The organism is Streptomyces aurantiaciflavus (assembly GCF_049808595.1).
GTDB lineage: Bacteria > Actinomycetota > Actinomycetes > Streptomycetales > Streptomycetaceae > Streptomyces.
Genome location: NZ_JBNCAQ010000004.1, coordinates 220,256 through 237,153 on the forward strand (window position 1 = coordinate 220,256; position 16,898 = coordinate 237,153).

The following is a 16,898-nucleotide window of genomic DNA, read 5'->3' on the forward strand; positions in this document are numbered from 1 at the left end:
CTTATGCCCTCGAACAAGCGCTGCCATGCCACGGCATATGACGGCGCACCGGTGAACTCCTTGTTACCGCTGCCCCAAACGGGGTAGTCGGGAGCGTTTCACCGGGGGTGTGGTGACACGCGGGGTGTCCGTGCGTCAGCCGCCGTAACGGCGGTGCCGGGCCGCGTAGTCGCGCAGGGCACGCAGGAAGTCGACCTTGCGGAAGGCCGGCCAGAAGACCTCGCAGAAGTAGTACTCCGAGTGGGCTGTCTGCCACAGCATGAATCCGGACAGCCGCTGTTCGCCGCTGGTGCGGATCACGAGGTCGGGGTCGGGCTGGTCGCCGGTGTAGAGGTGCCGTCCGATCATGTCGACGTCGACGGACTCGGCGAGCTCCTCCATCGACACGCCCTTGTCCTGGGCGTCGGCGAGCATCGAGCGCACGGCGTCGGCGATCTCCTGGCGGCCGCCGTACCCGATGGCGACGTTGACCAGTATTCCGTCGATGTCCGCGGTGGTCTCCTCGGCCTCCTTCAGCGTGTGCTGCATGCCGGCCGGGAGGAGGTCCAGGGTGCCGACGTGGTGCACCCGCCAGCGGCCGTCGGCGGCGAGGGTGCGGACGACGTCCTCGATGATGCCGAGGAGCGGGACCAGCTCCTCCTTGGCGCGGTCGAAGTTGTCCGTGGACAACAGCCAGAGGGTGACGACCTCGACGTCCGTCTCGGAGCACCAGCCGAGGAATTCCTCGATCTTCTCGGCGCCGGCCCGGTGGCCGTGCACGGTGGTGGAGCCCGCGGCCTTCGCCCAGCGGCGGTTGCCGTCCATGATGACGCCGATGTGCTTGGGCACCTGAGCGTGGTCCAGGTGGCCTTCCACCCGGCGCGCGTACAGCCTCACCAACAGGCCGCGCAGCTTGTCGCGCAGGTTCACGTGAATGTCAGCCCCTCCGTGCGGATGCGGTCCCCGCGGGCCGCAAGCCTACCCCTCCGGGGGTGGTGCGGGTGGTGTGGGTCGGGGGCGCGGGAGGCGGAAGTTGGTCCCGTGTGGTGGCGGGTGCGGGTTGCGGGAGTTGCTCGCGCCCACGCGGCGGAGCCGCCTGCCGACAGCACCACGCCCCTTGGGCGAGTCACCCGAGCACCCCACTTCAAGCGCGCCGACCCCGACAAAAAAACGGGCCGGTCCGTGGGGGGGAGACGGACCGGCCCGAGGGGGGGCTTCCACCATAACCCTTCGTAAGGGCTGCTGCGTGCATTGGCGCGAGACAATTACTCTCCGGAGTCGCCCGGCGACGGTTTGGTGGCCGCCTGGGGCGTGGTTTTGCGGTGATTCATGGCCGAAAGACAGCGGATTCACAGGCAAATCGGGCCGCACGATGGTGGAAGCGGAGGCATTCGGGCCACTTCGCCCCTTGCCGACCGACCGGGCACCCGTCCCCCCGACGGGCTACCCGCAGGACACACGCCGACTTGACGCCGACGGCACCGCGCAGCCCCCTCCACTGCGCGGTGACGCCCGCGCAGCTTTGCTCACGCGAATTGCCTGCAATGAACTTACGTGAGGCCGGCGGGTGATGCGAGCCGTTCGCGATAACGATGTGGAAACCCCGTGGAGATGGCGAGGCGTTCTGTCGGAGAGTGGGACGGAATGCCCGATTCCCCCGAGTGGCCGTATAAGGCGGATCCGTCCTGCGGCGCTCCTGCAGTGCTTTTGCGGTGCTCCTGCGGTGCTCCTGGCGGCGCCGACATGACCTTGAGGATCAGGAGGATCAGTCGACGCGAGGCGAGTACGCGGCGAGTGGAGCGACCGTTCCTGGCCAATCCCGCCGAGGGGGGGTGCCGGCGCGCCCGCGGAGATGATGGCCGCGATGCTCGGGGCCGTACGCAGGTGCCGCAGGCGGCACAGGTTCCGGTTCCGGTTCCGGTGCCGGTGCCGGTGTCGGAGTGCGAGCCGAAGGAGTGACACGGGCGGACGTACGGGTGGGGCTCCGGGAGGCTGGGAGGCCCTGAAGGGGCGCGGGACTGTGGGCCGGGTCGCCGGTGCGGAGACATGGGCCCGCGGGACCCCGCAGCTGCCTCCCACTAGCTTCCCACTAGCTTTCCGCTAGTGAACTGCCCATTCAGGTCAGGGAGTTGACGGCGAGCCCGGTCGGCTCGGCTTGCGGGCCTCGAAGAGGTGGCGGGCGCTGTGGGCGACGAACGGGCCCTCCGACTCGATCTGCTCGTGCAGGGCCCGGAGTTGTGGCTCGTACCGCGCCACCGTGAAGCCCGGCACCATCCACACCACCTTGCGCAGGAAGTGGACGACGGCGGCGATGTCATGGAACTCGACACGAAGGCGTTCCGCCCTCAGGTCGACGATCTCCAGGCCTGCCGCCTCCGCGTCAGCGCGTTCGCGGTCGGGGTGGCGGGCGGCGCTGACCTCGTCCGGCAGCGGTCCGAGGAAGTACTCGACGAGTTCGAAGACGCTGCGCGGCCCGACGTGCTGGGCGAAGTAGATGCCGCCCGGCTCCAGGACCCGGGCGATCTCGCTCCACAGCGGCCGCACGGGATGACGGCTGGAGACGAGGTCGAAGGTGTCGTCCGCGAAGGGCAGCGGCGCGTCCTCCGGGGCCGCGACGACCGCGACGCCACGCGGGCGCAGCAGGGCGGTGGCCTTGGCGACGTTCGCCGGCCAGCCCTCGGTGGCGACGGCGAGGCCGGGGGCCTTCGGAGCGGCCCGCCCGAGAGCGAAGTCCAGGACCTCCCCTCCCCCGGTCTGCACATCCAGCGCGGCCCGGGCGGTGGTCAGGCGCTCGGCCAGGGAAACGGCGTACCCCCAGGAGGGCCGCGCCTCGGTGGCCCGCCCCTCGAACCAGGAGAAGTCCCACCCCTCGGTGGGGACGGCGACGCCCTCGGCGACGAGGTCGTCGAAGCTCCGCTTCTTGTCGTGGCCGCTCATGCCTGCCCCCTCACTTCACCAGGGACCGTACGTCGTCCCCCACGAACCGTATGAAGCCCTCGATGTCGGGCTCGTCGGCGGTGGGGAGCAGGACGACCGTGTCGGCGCCGGCGTCGGCGAACCGCTGGACGGTGTCCGCGACCTCGGCCGCGTCGCCGGCGACGCCGAGGCCGGGGGTGCCGGTGAGGCCGGTCGCGGTCAGTTCGCGCTGGAGGCGGGCGGGGCCGTCGGGCCCGGTGGCGGCGAAGACGTAGACGACGATCCTGTGGGCGCCGCCTGCGTCGCGGCCGGCCGCGGCCCTTCCCTCCTCGATGACCCGGCGTGCCTCGCGCACACCGTCCGGTGAGAAGACCTCGTTGAGCACGGTGCCGTCCGCGACCTCGCCGGACAGTCGCAGGGTGCGCGGCCCGATGCCGCCGACGAGCACCTCGGCGCCGCCCTCCGGAGGCCAGTCGAGGGCGACGTCGTCCAGCGTCACGTACCGCCCCTCCGTCGTGATCCGCTCCCCGTCCAGCAGGCCGCGCAGGGCGAGGGTGTACTCGCGCAGCAGCGTCAGCGGCGACTCGGCGCGGGCGCCGACCTGGCCCATCCAGTCCTGGACGCCGTGACCGACGCCGAGGGTGACGCGGCCAGGGAACATACGGTGCAGCGTGGCCGCCTCCATCGCGGTGAGGGCGACGTTGCGCAGCGGGACCGGCAGCAAGCCGACACCGACCCCCACCCGCTCGGTCCAGGCGAGCGCTGCCGCCGCCGCGGAGATGCCGGCCTCCCGGAAACAGTCCTCCCACAGCCACAGCTCGTCGAGCCCGGTGGAGTCGGCGAGCCGGGCGACGGCGCGCAGGCGCTCGGGGGGTAGTTGGGGGCGGAAGATGGCGCCGAGTCGGGTCATGGGGTCTTCCTAGCGGGCGCCTGTGGGCGGGGCAACCTGTTTAAGGGTGTGAGGTGTTGAGGCGGTGGCGCAGGAGACGGCGCCTTCGGCGATGAGGTTTTCGAAGGTGGGTGCCTTGCCGCCCGTCACAGTGCGCTCGGAATTTCCGGGTTGTTCGTGCAGGGCAGCTTCTTCGCCAGGTTGCGGGCGAGCTGGGCGGTCATCTCACTCAGGAGCTTGGTGTCGAAGTCGGGAAGATTATTGACCTCGGTCTCGACTTCGAGGGGGAGTTCGGCTTCCTGGTCCGGATGAGATCCTTTGATCTTGCAGGGGAACAGGGCAGTGAGGTGCAATCCGGAATCCTCGTGCACCACGTAGACATCACCGCCTGCCGCCTTCCAGCCGGGCACGGACGCGACACCGTCCTTTATGCCTTTAGGAGTGTCGACAGACCAGCGAACGTAGGAGTTGAATCTGGCGCTCGTTCCTTCGACGCCCACATCGCAGGGGTGGGCGCTGTTGGAGTAATGGCGTTCACTGCCGGGCTTCCACGACTTTGCGACACTTGCCCGCTCGGACATCAGCTCGTCCACCGGCCTGGAGGAGTTCAGGGTTTCCAGCGTCCCCTCCCCCATCTCGTCCTGCAGTACGTCGATCCTGTCGGCACCGAACAGCGCGTTGCACGTGCTCCAGCCGATCGGAGCGTCGTTCCTGTCCTTGCTGGCCCCCTCTCCGGAACCAGAGCAGGCGGACAGCACGACCACCGCCGCGACTACGGTTCCGAGGGGCGAGAACGTCCTTGAAAACTTCACGACGACACCTTCTCCGCGCTCGAGATGGCATTCTTCCCATCCCAGTACGAACCCTCGATTTCCCGGTTGAGCTCGAGCTTCTCAGCCTGAGTCATACCGACGGCGTCGGCGTAGTTGTAGACGGGCACCCAGGCTCCGCGCTCACCGGCAGCCTCCAGACCCTGAACTTCTCTCAGTGCCTCGGGGTCGTTCTTGTACTCGTGGTCCTGAAGGTATTGCGCCGTGTGGTTGCCGTAGGCCGTGCTGACCGTCGAGGCGCCCGACTCCAGCACGATCGGAACGACGGTGGTGGCGACGACACCAGCGGCCGGCCCCAGGAGCAAAGCCGTGCCGCCAGCGGCTGCCGCCGTGACCACACCAGTCATTAGCGATTTTCGCCATTCGCCCTGCTTTGCCATTTCCAGGTTGGCGGCGGTCTCGTCATCCTTGAAGTCTTCGCGGATCTGGTGCGCCCGGGACTCGTCGAGGATGCCGTTCACCTTTGCCGAGTTGTGGGCGAAAGCGGTTCCGTCGTCACGGTTGTCCTCCAGGGACGCAAGTCCGCTGGCCGTGAAGACCTGGTGTGCGGCAGACAGGGTCTGGTAGCCGTCCTCGTCCGCAGCAACCAGCATCATGAAGTTCCGTGCCTCCTGCTGGCCGAAGGGGTGACGCGTCGAACCGTCGCTGCTCTCGCCGAAGATACGTTCACGACCCAACTCGTCGCCCGTCTCGCCCCAGTCCATGATCGAGTAGTTGAGGTCGTCGATGTACGCCGCGCCCATACGGGCGAGGCTGTCCTTCATGACCTCGTGCGGCGGTCCACCCTCAGAAGCGACGTTGTAGCGCTCGATCACCCGTTGCATGAGATCGGCCGTCTGCTCGTCACGATGCAGTACTGGTGGATCCGCGTCCCACGCCGCCCCCGTCGTCGCAGCCTCAAGCGCGTGCCCGAGGGCGTCGGGCCCCATCTCGCGTGCGTGCTTCGCCTCGTCGCTGCCGGGATGGACAAGGCTGTCAGGAGCCCACTCGAAGTCGTTCTTCGTCAGCTCATCGAAGTACGAGTCAAAACCAAGCGTGGCGCTCGTGTCGACCGTGCCGTCCTCCTTGTAAGCGGTCGGCGGGTCGGTGAAGAACTTCTTCGCGGCCTCGGGACTGTGCCCGAGCCCTTCCAGGACACTCGTCAGCGGGTCGTAGCCGGCGCCGTTCTTTCCCGAAGGGTTGAAGCCCCAGTCGAGGTCGGACCCGGGAATCGTGGGCTTGTTGTCCATGAACCGGTAAGGGTCCTTCTTGTGCAGCTGCACAATGTGCTCGGCGATGGGGTTGATGAACCGCGCGTCGTAATTGCCGTAGCGCAGCATTCCGCCCAGCAGCTGGTAGCCGTACGGGGACATGCCCGCACCGGGGTAGAGCTCGACCCGCTGCGTGCCCAGCTTGCGGAACTCCGACGCCCAGTTCGCCGGCAGGTGAGACTTGTTGTCGGGGTCGGTCGCCGAGGCAAGGCTCAGTCCCAAGTTCCGCTGGAGCTGCCGGGTGAGGGCGAGCCGCTCCTTGTCGTCCCCCATCGTGCCGTCCAGCGACATACGGCCGTAAAACTCCAAAGCCTCCTTGGGCCCGCCGAGCGACTTGTAGAAGTCTGTGGAGAAGTCCGCGTCCCTGGCGTTGAACCTCATGATGGAGTTGAGCTCCATGTACTGCTTGTCGCTCATCTCCGGTCCGAGCTTGGCGATTTCGACTGCGCGCTCGGCCTGGGCGTCGTCGAGGGACTCGTACGACTTGTGACCTGCGTTGTGCTTGTCACTCCCGTGGCTCTTGCCCAACGCGCGGGCCAGCGAGGAATCGATCTCGGAGGCGTGTGCGACGAGCCGGTTGATGCGGCCTTCCAGCTCTTGCTTGGCGTCGAGCTGTTCCTGTGTGCGATCGTCGCTGTCGCCCCGGATGTGTGGGAAGAAGCAGCGAACCTTGCCCTCGCCGATGTCCTCGACGCGGACCCCGAGGTTCGGGGCATCCTGCTCGACGGCGGCCCTGATCTTCTTCTGGAGCGCGACGAGCTCCGTGTGGCCGTCGACAAGCACCGCGTGGATGCTGTCGGCCTCGGTGTGCAGGTCGGCGATCTCCTTCGCCGTCTTGATGACGAACTCCCGTGTCACCGTGGCGTTCACACCGGCCCACCGGGCCTTGTCCGACTTGGCCTGCATGCCGTCGCGGGCACTCTCCGCCGCGGTCTTGAGCGCGTCCACGCTCTTCTTCCAGTCGGAGACGGCGGTGCCGAGCTTGCCGAGGTCGACCTCGACCAGGTCCATGTACGTGAGAGCCATCGGCCAGCTCCTACTTGAAGTACTTGCTGATCTCGGACACGGGCAGGGCACCACCGTCGCTGCCGAGGATCACAGCCCCGATCTTGGCGTCCTCCTGGGCATGCAGCTTCTTACTGAAGTCGAGGTGGTCAGAGATGTGGGCGCAGGCCTGAAGCACCGTCTTGAGCTGCGACGTCCAGATGTCGACCGTCGTCTCCAGGGCACTGCCCGTTGCAAAGCCGTGCGACTTCAGTGCAGCCGCGGCCTGGCCCGTGGACCCTGTGCCGTCCTTGTTGGCGCCGGCGCCGGCGATGTCCGCCCCTGCCCGCAGATCCTCGTAGAGGCGGTGCGCGTCATGGCCGACGGCGCCGAGGTCGTCCTGGTTGACGACCAGGTCAGCTTGGGCACCGCCGCCTCCGCCCCCTTCGGCGGGGAATTGATTGAGCCGCATCTGCGTCGAACTGCGCTCAGCCGCGTCCGCCTTCAGCTGCTCCCACTCGTCCCACGCCATGCGCGTGCCCTCCCGTAGCTCCCCGTCCCGCCATGCTTGCGATGCGCGTGACGCGCCTGGGCAAGCGGTGGCCACGCGCAACAGATCGCGGGCCCTTTGCTCGGACTTTAATCCACGAAACGATGGGGCTGTAGTGACGATCGGTGCATCAACCCGTAGGTATCCAGCCAAGATTGCCGACGGTTGGGGTGCCGTCAGCCCTGCACCGCGTAACGCAGCAGGATGACGCCGTTGCCGAAGGTGCGGGACTCGGTGAGGTGGACGGCGGTCGTCGTGTCGGTCTGCGGAAAGAGGGGCTTGCCTCGGCCGATGAGGACCGGATGGACGTAGAGACGGATCTCGTCCACGAGGCCGTGGCGGAGGAACGCGGCGGCGAGGTCGGCACCGCCGAGACCCAGATCGCCACCGGGTTGCTCCTTGAGGGCCCGGACCTCCTCCGGAAGAACTTGCCGCATGACGGTGGTGTTCCAGTCGGCGTGCTCGAGCGTACGGGAGTAGACGTGCTTCGGGATGTCCCTCCAGATCGCGGCGAACTCTGCCTCCGGCGGGGTGACTTCGGGGTCGGCGTCGGCCGTGGGCCAGAACGCGGCCATGAGGTCGTAGGTGACCCGGCCACTGATCAGGCCACCCATCTGCCGGATGGTGTCGTTGAAGTGCTGGTGGAGTTCCTCGTCGACACAGTGCCAGGAAATGTCGTGGTCGGGGCCTTCGATATATCCGTCGAGGGATACCGACATCATCAGGACGATCTTCCGCATACGACGGCCCACCTCTTCGTGTCCCGGCTCGCTACGGTGCAGAGGGTAGCCACACGGCCGAGGGGAGACAGGGCATGGCGCGCTGGCGTGACGGGTGGGGGGAGCTCGTGGTGGGTGGGGAAGGGGTGCGGGTTCCGCTGGAAATCGCCACCTCGTACCGGGCTCGGAGGAAGGGGTTGCTCGGGCGGCATTCCGTGGACGGGGCGATGCTGCTGTCCCCCGCCAACAGCGTGCACACCTTCGGGATGCGCATACCGATCGACGTCGCGTACCTCGATCGGCGCATGAAGGTCCTCGCCGTGCACACCATGCCGCCCGGACGGCTGGGGATGCCCCGGCTGCGGGCTCGGCATGTGCTGGAGGCGGGGGCAGGGGTCATGGCGGGGTGGGGGATGGGGGCTGGGGTCGAGGTCGAGGTCGAGACCGTGGGCTGAGGACCGTACTGATACTCAGCCGCAGGAGGAAACCGCCGGCGACGGCGGTCTCTCCAGCGCTGTCGCAGGCGCAGGCTCACAGCCGATCGGCAGAGAAGCCAACCCACAAGCTGGCGGAGCGCCAGGAGTCCGTGATCTCCCGCGGAACTGCCTCGCTATGAGGACGATTGAGAGGAGCACGCTGGTGAAGGACGAGGAGATTGTCAGGCACTTCGACGGCCGGGGCCGGGTCGAGCTGCTGGTCGGCCGCTTCGATGCGCCACGGAAGCGTCGGATCGAGCAGATCATCCACGAGCTCGGTTACCGACTGCTCTCTATTGAGAATTTGGGCCTCGCCGGCACTCGGCTCCGCTGCGAACGCGACGACGCTCCCCACGCCCGCCGCCGGGCCGAGCGGACCATCCACCGACTGCGCGCGGGCGGCCCGGTGCTGCCGGAAATCGAGGAAGCTCCACCCCCGCCACCCCCTCCGCCGCCCCCAGTAGGGCCCCCGCTTCCGCCCCGACAGCGATTCCAGGTGCCCGATGAGCCGCCTCCTCCGCCACCCGTCGCAGGGCCGGCCCAGCCGCGGGTGCCACCCCGGCCACCTTTCCCGCCGCCGCCTCCGGCCACACCGGCCACTTGAGTGCTGGGCGATCAGAAACGCCCGGCCTCCTCTGTGGCTACGGCCTGAGAGCCTCTCCCATGGCGCGGTGATCCGCTGAGCCTGTGAATGTCCGGTGCGCAGGGCTGGTCCATGTCCGAGCGCACCGGACACCCGGGGTTCATCGGCCCGCCGAGCCCTCGCCTTCTCGGCAACGGAAACAGCGGCAGGGCGGCCACGACAGGGCGTCCCACAGGTCGGTCGCGTCACCGCCTCCGCCGTGGACGCTGATCCGGGCCTGGCTGACGCGCCGTCCGTCCCCGTCAACGCGGTAAGTGCGCAGCGTCAGCCGGGAGGAGCCCGGCTCCGGCGGAGTGCCGACGTTCACTGTTCCCCCTCCCCCACCAGTGGGCGGTGACAGGCGCAGCCGCAGCGGCGCATCAGTGGGAGGCGGCCCCCGCTGTGTGGCAGCGGGATGTCCCGCAGGCGGCGGCACGTGCTGTGTACGTCCTCGTATCCCGGCCGGCGCGCCAGCGTGCACTCTGGGGACAGGTCCAGAGCGTTCACCGCTCGTCCCCGGCCCGGCGTGACGGCGGCAGGACGGTGAGGACGTCCGGCTGCGGCGGGTAGTGCGCGGCGCATGCCTGGCACGCGTACACGACGAAGCCGGGCCCGGAGTTCTGGTGCACGACGGCGACCACGACCGGAGTCTCGGTGGTCACCTCGCAGCGCACGCACATCCGCACGGGCGGGCGAGGCGCCTTGTCCCCCATCCTCATCACGCCGCCCTCTCCGCCGCGAGCACGTATGGACGGACCGGGGCGGTGGAGGCGCCATCGAGTAACACCGGCAGCCCGTACGGGGAGCGGTGGGCGGGGAGCCGTACGGCAACCGGGGCAGGCACCTCCGGGTCGCGGGCGGGGACCGGTACGACAGGGCGCGCGCCCGCCCTCCGCCTGCCGGTGCCGGGCGCGCACACGCCCAGGGCCCAGCGCAGCAGCGCGTGGATAATGCTCACTGTCATCAACCTCCACAGGGTTGGTGGCCATGCCCCCGGACGGCGCCCACCGTCGCGGGGGTCTTCTGCTGGCATCGACTGTACGCCAACTTAGTACGTCTTGGTACGTCTCTTCACGTCCAAAGCCGCCCTATGCTGGGTTGAGCTGGCCTTTTACGCTCCAGGGCATGATAGAGATCGACCGGGAGAGCATCATCCCTATGTATGTGCAGTTGGCCTCCGCCCTGCGCGAGCGCATCCGACGCGGCGAGATCCCGGTCGGCCGACGTATCCCTTCTCACCACGAGTTGGAGCAAGAGACGGGCGGGGCGGTCAGCCGTCGAACCATCAAGTCCGCCATCGAGGCGCTGCAAGCCGAGGGGATCGTTCAGGGAGTGCAGGGCAAGGGAGTGTTCGTCATCGCCATGCCCTCCTCCACCTCCGCGAGCGACGAGGCCACCGGCTGAGGGGCATGTCCACAGGCCGCACGAGATGCCCCGGGCGAGGGTGGTCACCCTTTGTGATGACGATCAACGATTCCGGCGGCTACCGTGTTGCAGGTGGCCGGTGCCGCCCCGCCTTTCGACCCGCCGTTGGGAGGGACTGTCAGCAGTTCAGGTCCATGATCCCGACCCCAAACCTGTCGTAGGCGTCCGGCGTGACGGTGGCGACCAGTCCCCCTTCGGGGAGCATCGCGTTCGGTCGGGCGACGTGGACGGCCGCCGCGACGCCGAAGGGGACGTCGTCTCGGCGCAGTTCGGCAACGGTCACGGCCATGGCGTAGTCGTCGTCGATCAGGCGGAGAACGTCCAGCAGCACACCGGCGTGCCCGACGATCCCCGGGCGTTCCCGTTCAGCCTCCAGCAGGCACAGGACGGGCGTCCACAAACGGACGTCGTCGCTGGCCGCCGCAGCGTGGATCAGGCCGGAGACCTGCTTGTTGCCGCCCATGGCCAGGAGCGTGGGCGTGTCGACGACGTAGTGTTCGGTCAGGTACAACGGGATCGCTCCGCCTCGGCGAGCGCGGCCCGGTGAGCCGCCGTGGCCTCCCGCATTTTGCGCCGCATCTCCGCGGACTCCTCGTCCGTAACGTAGTGCCCGAACCGCTCGACGAGCAGCGCACGAGTGTGATCAGCCCGCTCCATGATCTGGTCGGGGGTCAGAGTCTGAGCGGCTATCTCCCGCATCAGCGCCCGAAGACTGGTCCCACGCGCCTCCGCCACGGCTGCGAGCTGGTCACGGACTTCGGCGGGCACGCGGATCATGACATCTGACATGGAGCGAGTATACGTGACGTATACGCCTAGTGCCGAGTGTCCGCCGCCGCCCGATGCCCGCCCGAGGGCCAGCAGGGTGGAGGTCCGTAATCCGGCCGAAGTCATGGGACCGGCGGGCGGTCAGCTCCCGGTCCGCGGGAACGTGACCTCCACCCGTCGGTTCTTCTTGCGGCCGGCCTCGGTCGAGTTGTCGGCGATGGGGTACTGCTCGCCGTAGCCGCGTACGTCGAAGGTGACGTTCGGGTCGTTCAGTTCGTCGTCCAGAGCGGCCTGTACGGCGTTGGCGCGCTGGCGGGACAGGACGTCGCCGTGGGCGGAGGAGCCCAGGTTGTCCGTGAAGCCGAAGACGCGGATCCTCGTGGCGTTCTGCTTCTTGATCTCCTCGGCGATACCTCCGATGCGCGCCTTCGACACCGCGCTCAGCCTGGCGCTGTCCTTGCCGAACAGCACCTCCGCCTGAAGGGCGAACGTCACGTCCGCGTTGGTGTCCTCACGGCGCTCCTCGCCGGCCTGGTCCTCCACGACCTGCTTGATGTCGAGGACCTTGGCTTCGGCGAGAGTGCCGCCTTCGGGGAGCTTGAGGTCGGGGTCGTTGGGGTCGACCTCCACGGGGGCGGTGGCGGTGGGTTCGGTGCCCGGGGGGACGCTGGGTGAGTCGTCGGCATGGGCCGCGGGGTTCCCGAGCAGGCAGGTGGCGGCCATCACCGTCGCCACGGCCAAGGCGGTTCGGGGAGAGGTCATGGTGGGCCTCACCCGGAGATGCCGATGGTGGCCGACGGGAACATGGGCAGCTGGAAGGCCACCTCCGTGGTTCCGGCCGGAGGCGCCGGGAACTGCATGAAGACGGGCAGGGTTTCGCCAGCCTTGAGCGCAGGGAAATTGGTGGTGGTCAGCGGGCGCCCGTCGGTGTCGCGCAGCACGTAGTAGCGCTTCTTCCCCTTGGCGTCCACCAGGGTGGCCCCGCCGAGAGATCGGCCGTTCCGGATGATCTCGGTCTCGTTGCCGCTCAGCTGGGCAGGCACGTTGGCCGTCTTGCTGCCCTCGTTCTTGAGGTTCCCGTTCACCGTGACGAAGCCGCCCGAGTCGCGTTGGGCGGTGGTGATCTGCAGCAACAGGCCTTCGGGCCCCTTCAGCTCCGCCAGCGGGTCACCCGACTGCCCCTCCTGAGGGCTCGGTTGGGAGCCATCGCCCTTCGACGCGGACGCCGAACTCTTCGGCTTGTCGCTTTCGTCACCGCCGCCGCCACCGCCACAGCCGGCCACTCCGAGAGCCAGACCGGCCGCGACCGCGCACGCGACCATCCCCCTTAGGGCCTTCGTCGTGAACCGAATGCTCATGCCTCTGCTTCCTTCGTCGTTCGTCGTTCGCTTGTCAGTCGGCCAGGTGGACGTCGAAGAGGTCCTGAGGCTCCGGGAGGTCGGTCAGGTCTTCCGGATCCAGGGTCCAGATGACGCCGTCCTCGCAGGTGAGCTGGGGAAGCTCGCCCTCCTCCGCCCCCTCACTGGGGAGTTCGCAGAGCGGCTCGATCACGGCGGATGCGGTCGCAGTGGATCTGATGCTTTCGGTTCCGGGAACGATGGAGTCCCCGACGCTCTTGTTGGTGGTGACGGCGACCGTGTAACCGAGGAGACCGTCAGGGTCGCACCCGTCCACACCTGCGCCGTTCTGCGCGGCGAGTTCGTACGCCCGCCAGCACGAGTCGACGATCCCTTCCGCGTCTCCGTCGAAGATGCGCCGCCACACCGTCGGGTCGCGTACGTTCTTCACCCACTCGCCCGCCAACTGGTCCCGGGTGTCCTGAGCTGCCGCGAGCGCCGCCGCGTCCGCTGCTGTCTGAGCCCCGTTCCTGTTCGCCGCCGCCTGGCCGACCGCCAGGTAAGCGAACGCAAGAAAGAGCAGTCCCGCCACCACCGTGATGTAGATGGGAAAAGCCTGCCCCGCGTCGCCACGCCTACGGGTCGGCGTCAGCCGCCCGTGACTTCGGTGATCTTGTCCGTGATGGCGTTGTAGATCGTCTGACCGATGTCCGTCCCCGTAATAGCCAGCACAATCGCCACCACCACCGCGATGATCCCCAAGTACTCCACCGCCGTCTGCCCCCGGTCCCCCCGCCCGGCCCGGGCAGCCCGGGTCCTGAGGGACGCGGCGGTGGTGTTGATCCAGTTGCTCATGGGGTTCCCCTCCGCTGGTCGCGCTGCCGGCGCGTGCACGGTACGCCGTGGTGGGGTGGGCGGCCGAGGGTCCCAGGGCCCATTTCCGGGCCCAATTCAGGCCTACGCGTGTGTTCATCCCGCTGCCCCCAGCCACTTGGCAGCCGCTTCCGCGCGATTGGTGCTGTGGAGCTTGGCGAAGATGCGGTTGATGTGGTTCTTGACCGTCTTCTCGCTGATGAAGCAGGTGGCGGCGATCTGCTGGTTGTTCATCCCGGATGCGATGAGGTCCATGATCTCCGCCTCCCTCCCACTGAGCTGGAACCTTGACTGTCCCATATTTGATTGCAATTGTGAAGGCTTTGGAGAGGTAACTGGCCTTTGATCGTAAGGGACTTCCGAGTCGCTATGTGCGTTCGCATCCGCATCCGCATCCGAGCTCATCGCCTCCGTCGCCCCCTTCGCCGCCCCCGTCGCCCTCAAGTGCGCCACCAGCGCCCCCGCCGCCGTCGGCGTCAGATGGGCGCGGCCGGCCCCGATGTCCCGTACCGCCGCGATCAGTTGTTCCACCGTGAACTCGCCGTGCACCAGGTAGCCACCGGCCCCCCGGCGCAGCGCCTCCTGGACGGTCTCCGACTCGCCGCTGTAGGTGAGCATCATGACCGGGGCGATGCTCGCCAGGTACGGGAGTGCCGCGAGGCCGTCCATGACGGGCATGCGGACGTCCAGGAGGACCACGTCGGGGCGGTGGCGGGCGGTGACCTCGCAGGCCTCGTGTCCGTTCGCCGCTTCCGCCACGACCGAGATGTCGTCGCGGCCGGAGAGCAGGGCCGTCAGACCGGCGCGGACCACCGGGTTGTCGTCGGCGACCACAACCCGCAGCTGTGTCATTCGGTGGCCTCCGATCCCCTACGGGGCAAAGGGAGTTCCAGGCGTACCTGCGTGCCCCGATCCCGCTCGCCCCTGCCGATCTCGATCCGCGCGTCCATCGAAGCCGCCCGCTCCACCATTCCCAGCAGGCCGAAGTGGCCCGCGCGGCGGAGGTGTTCCAGGGACACGGATGGCGGCAGTCCTCTGCCGTCGTCGTGGACGGTGACGTGGAGGCGGTCGTCGCGTACGCCCGCGTGTACGTCGACGTGGGTGGCGTCGGCGTGGCGGTGGGCGTTCTCCATCGCCTCCTCGGTGATCGTGAGGATGTGGCGGGCCACCCCGGAGGGGACCCGTACCTCCGTCGTCGTACCCACGGAGTGGTACTCCGTCGGCAGTCCCGTGCGTCGGGCGAAGTCCCTTGCACTGGACCGGAGTTCCGACAGGATCTCCTTCGCCGTCGTCGGCTCGGCCCTCAGGTCCCTCAGTAACTCCCGCGACTCCGCCGCCGCCCGCCGTGCCGCACGTGCCACCAGGTCCGCCTGTTCGCGCAACCGCTCCGGGTGGGTGTCGGGGGCGTTGGCCGTGCGGGCCAGTGCCTCTGCCGCGAGGGCCACGCCGTGCAGGGTCTTGGCCACCGAGTCGTGCATCTCGCGGGCCAGGCGGGCCCGTTCGGCGTCGGTGGCCTCCCTGGCGGCCAGGCGGGCCTGGGTCGTCGTCAGGGCCTGCGTCGCCTCGCCGAAGCGGAGCGTCAGGCCCCGCAGTGTCGAGCCCACGGCGCCCGTGATGACGCAGAAGCCCGGCAGCAGCAGCCGTTCGGCCAGGCTCGCGTGTGTCTCGAGCGGCTGCGCCTCCTGCGTCGTCGCGTACACCAGCAGCAGGATCAGCGACTGGAGGGAGGCGAAGCAGGCGGCGCCGCGCCAGCCGTAGACGATGCCCGCGAGCAGGGGGGTGCAGACGCTGACGTAGGCGAGGGTCGTGTCCGGGCCCGCCGAGATCAGCAGCAGCGAGCCGAAGAGGGTGTCCGCCGCCAGGAGCGTGGGGTGGCGGAGGAGGAGGGGGCCGAAGCGTTCCCAGTCGCGGAACAGGGCGTACGACACCATGAAGGTGACGACGACCGCCGCGCCCACGAGTCGGGCGCCCAGGCCGGGGGACGCGTTCAGCAGGGCCGCCGGGGCGGCGAGCGCGATCATCGCCAGGCGGAAGCCGAAGACCTGGCGGCACATCGCCTGGAGGGCGTTGACCTGGAGGGCGAGCGGCGGACCGGTCACGGGACCGCGAGATGTCGCCCGGCGCCCGAACACCGCCGCCCTCAGCCGCCTCCCTCCCGTCATCCCCGTCACCACCCCCGTCGTCCCCGCAGCCATCCCAGTCCCCGCAGCCATCCCAGTCCCCGCCGCCACCCCCGTCATCCCCGCCGTGCCCGCTGTGGCCGCCGCCACCCCCGTCATCCCCGCCGTGCCCGCTGTGCCCGCCGCCACCCCCGTCATCCCAGCCGTCATCCGCGCCACCCCGGCCGTGCCCACCGTCGTAGCCACACGCCCCGCCCCTACTTCCCGGTGATCGTGCCGAAGTCCGTCCCGGACCCCAGCAGCAATCCCGCGCCGAGCAGCAGCATCGTCGCCGGGACCATGAACGTGGTGATCATCAAGGTCGCCCGGGGAACCGCGCGCGCCGCCTTCCGGCGGGCGTTCTGCGCGTCCGTACGGCGCATGTCCTTGGCGATGGAGACGAGCGTGTCGACGATCGGCGCGCCCAGCTCCTCGCCCTGCTGCAGGGCCGTCACGAACATGGCGACCTGCTCGGAGTCGTTGCGGCGGCGCAGCTCCGCGAAGGCCTGGCGGCGGCTCACGCCGAGGTCCATCTGGCGGAGGGTGATGCGGATCTCGTCCGCCCAGGGGCCCTCGTACCGCGTCGCCACCCGGTCGAGTGCCTGGCGGAAGCCCAGGCCCGCGCTGACCACCACCGCCAGGACGTCGAGGAAGTCCGGCAGCGTCCGCTCGATCACGTCCTTGCGCACCCGGATCGCCGACCAGATGCCGACCTCCGTCCACAACGCCCCGAAGGCCAGCATCAGCAGTGCCACCAACCAGTCGCCCCGCAGCGCGAACACCAGAGCGCCCACGACGCCGAGCGCGCCGTACACCGCCCGGCGGGCCGCGTACCGGTCGATCGTCAGGCCGCCCGGATTGCCCGCCAGGTCGATTCTGCGGCGGTACTTGGCGACCTGCCTGGGCCCCATCAGCCGCAGTACGGCGGGCGCGTACCGCATGCCCATGCGGTCGACGAGTGAGTCCATCGCGCCCGTGCGGGTGGACCCGACCTCCAGGGCCAGCGCGAGGTCGGCGGGGAGTTTCGCGTCCGCCCGGTACATGCGGACGCCGGCGAAGACGCCCCAGACGCTGAGGCCCATGACCAGTGCGAGCAGCAGGCCCATCACCAGATACCTCCT

21 protein-coding genes are annotated in these 16,898 nt (G+C 68.9%); 2 read left to right on the forward strand and 19 right to left on the reverse strand.

What is annotated here, in order from left to right:
- Positions 1 to 135 precede the first annotated feature (135 nt).
- From ACPT94_RS05980 to ACPT94_RS06010, 7 genes are all read right to left on the reverse strand, one after another.
- Positions 136 to 909, reverse strand: coding sequence for an isoprenyl transferase (locus ACPT94_RS05980; protein ID WP_360348779.1), 774 nt, complete (start codon positions 907 to 909; stop codon positions 136 to 138).
- Positions 910 to 2,100: 1,191 nt separating this feature from the next.
- A complete protein-coding gene (locus ACPT94_RS05985) occupies positions 2,101 to 2,916 on the reverse strand; it encodes a class I SAM-dependent methyltransferase (RefSeq protein ID WP_360348782.1) in 816 nt (271 codons plus the stop codon).
- 10 nt (positions 2,917 to 2,926) lie between these two features.
- Entirely contained in the window at positions 2,927 to 3,805 is an 879-nt protein-coding gene (locus ACPT94_RS05990) for an LLM class flavin-dependent oxidoreductase (RefSeq protein ID WP_425245272.1), read from the reverse strand.
- Between the two features lie 125 nt (positions 3,806 to 3,930).
- Complete coding sequence (locus ACPT94_RS05995; RefSeq protein ID WP_425245273.1) at positions 3,931 to 4,596, reverse strand: hypothetical protein; 666 nt, start codon at positions 4,594 to 4,596, stop codon at positions 3,931 to 3,933.
- Complete coding sequence (locus ACPT94_RS06000) at positions 4,593 to 6,890, reverse strand: hypothetical protein (RefSeq protein ID WP_425245274.1); 2,298 nt, start codon at positions 6,888 to 6,890, stop codon at positions 4,593 to 4,595. Before ACPT94_RS06000 ends, ACPT94_RS05995 begins: the two co-directional genes overlap by 4 nt.
- Before the next feature lie 10 nt (positions 6,891 to 6,900).
- The gene (locus tag ACPT94_RS06005; protein WP_425245275.1) at positions 6,901 to 7,380 is read right to left on the reverse strand and encodes a hypothetical protein; all 480 of its coding nucleotides are present in this window, start codon (positions 7,378 to 7,380) and stop codon (positions 6,901 to 6,903) included.
- 194 nt (positions 7,381 to 7,574) lie between these two features.
- Positions 7,575 to 8,138, reverse strand: coding sequence for a dihydrofolate reductase family protein (locus ACPT94_RS06010; RefSeq protein ID WP_425245276.1), 564 nt, complete (start codon positions 8,136 to 8,138; stop codon positions 7,575 to 7,577).
- A gap of 74 nt (positions 8,139 to 8,212) precedes the next feature.
- Between ACPT94_RS06010 and ACPT94_RS06015 the strand changes: the two genes are divergently transcribed.
- Positions 8,213 to 8,572 carry a DUF192 domain-containing protein gene (locus ACPT94_RS06015; protein ID WP_425245277.1) on the forward strand — a complete coding sequence of 120 codons (360 nt, stop codon included), beginning with the start codon at positions 8,213 to 8,215 and terminating at the stop codon, positions 8,570 to 8,572.
- A 76-nt stretch (positions 8,573 to 8,648) separates the two neighbouring features.
- Here the strand turns inward: ACPT94_RS06015 and ACPT94_RS06020 are convergent, their stop codons facing one another.
- From ACPT94_RS06020 to ACPT94_RS06030, 3 genes are all read right to left on the reverse strand, one after another.
- Complete coding sequence (locus ACPT94_RS06020; protein WP_425245278.1) at positions 8,649 to 8,948, reverse strand: hypothetical protein; 300 nt, start codon at positions 8,946 to 8,948, stop codon at positions 8,649 to 8,651.
- 770 nt (positions 8,949 to 9,718) lie between these two features.
- Complete coding sequence (locus ACPT94_RS06025; RefSeq protein WP_425245279.1) at positions 9,719 to 9,937, reverse strand: hypothetical protein; 219 nt, start codon at positions 9,935 to 9,937, stop codon at positions 9,719 to 9,721.
- Entirely contained in the window at positions 9,934 to 10,179 is a 246-nt protein-coding gene (locus ACPT94_RS06030; protein WP_360348802.1) for a hypothetical protein, read from the reverse strand. Before ACPT94_RS06030 ends, ACPT94_RS06025 begins: the two co-directional genes overlap by 4 nt.
- Before the next feature lie 161 nt (positions 10,180 to 10,340).
- Here ACPT94_RS06030 and ACPT94_RS06035 point away from each other — a divergent pair, with 161 nt between their 5' ends.
- Positions 10,341 to 10,619: a GntR family transcriptional regulator gene (locus tag ACPT94_RS06035; protein WP_425245280.1), complete on the forward strand. Its 279-nt coding sequence runs from the start codon at positions 10,341 to 10,343 to the stop codon at positions 10,617 to 10,619.
- A gap of 139 nt (positions 10,620 to 10,758) precedes the next feature.
- On the opposite strand, the gene ACPT94_RS06040 is transcribed toward ACPT94_RS06035, so the two are convergent.
- The 9 genes from ACPT94_RS06040 to ACPT94_RS06080 all read right to left on the reverse strand — a co-directional run bounded on the left by ACPT94_RS06040 (position 10,759) and on the right by ACPT94_RS06080 (position 16,883).
- On the reverse strand, positions 10,759 to 11,151 hold the full coding sequence (locus tag ACPT94_RS06040) for a PIN domain-containing protein (protein WP_425245281.1): 393 nt from the start codon (positions 11,149 to 11,151) through the stop codon (positions 10,759 to 10,761).
- Positions 11,142 to 11,429 carry an Arc family DNA-binding protein gene (locus ACPT94_RS06045; protein WP_360348811.1) on the reverse strand — a complete coding sequence of 96 codons (288 nt, stop codon included), beginning with the start codon at positions 11,427 to 11,429 and terminating at the stop codon, positions 11,142 to 11,144. The genes ACPT94_RS06040 and ACPT94_RS06045 overlap by 10 nt, the downstream gene beginning before the upstream one ends.
- 120 nt (positions 11,430 to 11,549) lie before the next feature.
- A complete protein-coding gene (locus ACPT94_RS06050) occupies positions 11,550 to 12,170 on the reverse strand; it encodes an OmpA family protein (RefSeq protein WP_360348814.1) in 621 nt (206 codons plus the stop codon).
- A gap of 8 nt (positions 12,171 to 12,178) precedes the next feature.
- Entirely contained in the window at positions 12,179 to 12,766 is a 588-nt protein-coding gene (locus tag ACPT94_RS06055; protein ID WP_360348817.1) for a hypothetical protein, read from the reverse strand.
- Between the two features lie 34 nt (positions 12,767 to 12,800).
- A complete protein-coding gene (locus ACPT94_RS06060) occupies positions 12,801 to 13,397 on the reverse strand; it encodes a pilus assembly protein TadG-related protein (RefSeq protein ID WP_360348892.1) in 597 nt (198 codons plus the stop codon).
- The gene (locus tag ACPT94_RS06065) at positions 13,394 to 13,600 is read right to left on the reverse strand and encodes a hypothetical protein (RefSeq protein WP_360348820.1); all 207 of its coding nucleotides are present in this window, start codon (positions 13,598 to 13,600) and stop codon (positions 13,394 to 13,396) included. Before ACPT94_RS06065 ends, ACPT94_RS06060 begins: the two co-directional genes overlap by 4 nt.
- 114 nt (positions 13,601 to 13,714) lie before the next feature.
- Positions 13,715 to 14,470, reverse strand: coding sequence for a response regulator (locus ACPT94_RS06070; protein ID WP_425245282.1), 756 nt, complete (start codon positions 14,468 to 14,470; stop codon positions 13,715 to 13,717).
- Complete coding sequence (locus ACPT94_RS06075) at positions 14,467 to 15,948, reverse strand: sensor histidine kinase (protein ID WP_425245328.1); 1,482 nt, start codon at positions 15,946 to 15,948, stop codon at positions 14,467 to 14,469. The genes ACPT94_RS06070 and ACPT94_RS06075 overlap by 4 nt, the downstream gene beginning before the upstream one ends.
- Before the next feature lie 47 nt (positions 15,949 to 15,995).
- Complete coding sequence (locus tag ACPT94_RS06080) at positions 15,996 to 16,883, reverse strand: DUF5936 domain-containing protein (protein WP_360348829.1); 888 nt, start codon at positions 16,881 to 16,883, stop codon at positions 15,996 to 15,998.
- Between the last annotated feature and the right edge of the window lie 15 nt (positions 16,884 to 16,898).

Excerpts from the sequence above, each read along its gene's own strand:
- ACPT94_RS05985 (WP_360348782.1), bottom strand. The coding sequence starts at position 2,916 with ATGAGCGGCCACGACAAGAAGCGGAGCTTCGACGACCTCGTCGCCGAG.
- ACPT94_RS05990 (WP_425245272.1), bottom strand. The coding sequence starts at position 3,805 with ATGACCCGACTCGGCGCCATCTTCCGCCCCCAACTACCCCCCGAGCGC.
- ACPT94_RS06000 (WP_425245274.1), bottom strand. The coding sequence starts at position 6,890 with ATGGCTCTCACGTACATGGACCTGGTCGAGGTCGACCTCGGCAAGCTC.
- ACPT94_RS06005 (WP_425245275.1), bottom strand. The coding sequence starts at position 7,380 with ATGGCGTGGGACGAGTGGGAGCAGCTGAAGGCGGACGCGGCTGAGCGC.
- ACPT94_RS06010 (WP_425245276.1), bottom strand. The coding sequence starts at position 8,138 with ATGCGGAAGATCGTCCTGATGATGTCGGTATCCCTCGACGGATATATC.
- ACPT94_RS06015 (WP_425245277.1), top strand. The coding sequence starts at position 8,213 with ATGGCGCGCTGGCGTGACGGGTGGGGGGAGCTCGTGGTGGGTGGGGAA.
- ACPT94_RS06030 (WP_360348802.1), bottom strand. The coding sequence starts at position 10,179 with ATGACAGTGAGCATTATCCACGCGCTGCTGCGCTGGGCCCTGGGCGTG.
- ACPT94_RS06035 (WP_425245280.1), top strand. The coding sequence starts at position 10,341 with ATGATAGAGATCGACCGGGAGAGCATCATCCCTATGTATGTGCAGTTG.
- ACPT94_RS06045 (WP_360348811.1), bottom strand. The coding sequence starts at position 11,429 with ATGTCAGATGTCATGATCCGCGTGCCCGCCGAAGTCCGTGACCAGCTC.
- ACPT94_RS06050 (WP_360348814.1), bottom strand. The coding sequence starts at position 12,170 with ATGACCTCTCCCCGAACCGCCTTGGCCGTGGCGACGGTGATGGCCGCC.
- ACPT94_RS06055 (WP_360348817.1), bottom strand. The coding sequence starts at position 12,766 with ATGAGCATTCGGTTCACGACGAAGGCCCTAAGGGGGATGGTCGCGTGC.
- ACPT94_RS06065 (WP_360348820.1), bottom strand. The coding sequence starts at position 13,600 with ATGAGCAACTGGATCAACACCACCGCCGCGTCCCTCAGGACCCGGGCT.
- ACPT94_RS06070 (WP_425245282.1), bottom strand. The coding sequence starts at position 14,470 with ATGACACAGCTGCGGGTTGTGGTCGCCGACGACAACCCGGTGGTCCGC.
- ACPT94_RS06075 (WP_425245328.1), bottom strand. The coding sequence starts at position 15,948 with ATGACGGCTGGGATGACGGGGGTGGCGGCGGGCACAGCGGGCACGGCG.
- ACPT94_RS06080 (WP_360348829.1), bottom strand. The coding sequence starts at position 16,883 with ATGGGCCTGCTGCTCGCACTGGTCATGGGCCTCAGCGTCTGGGGCGTC.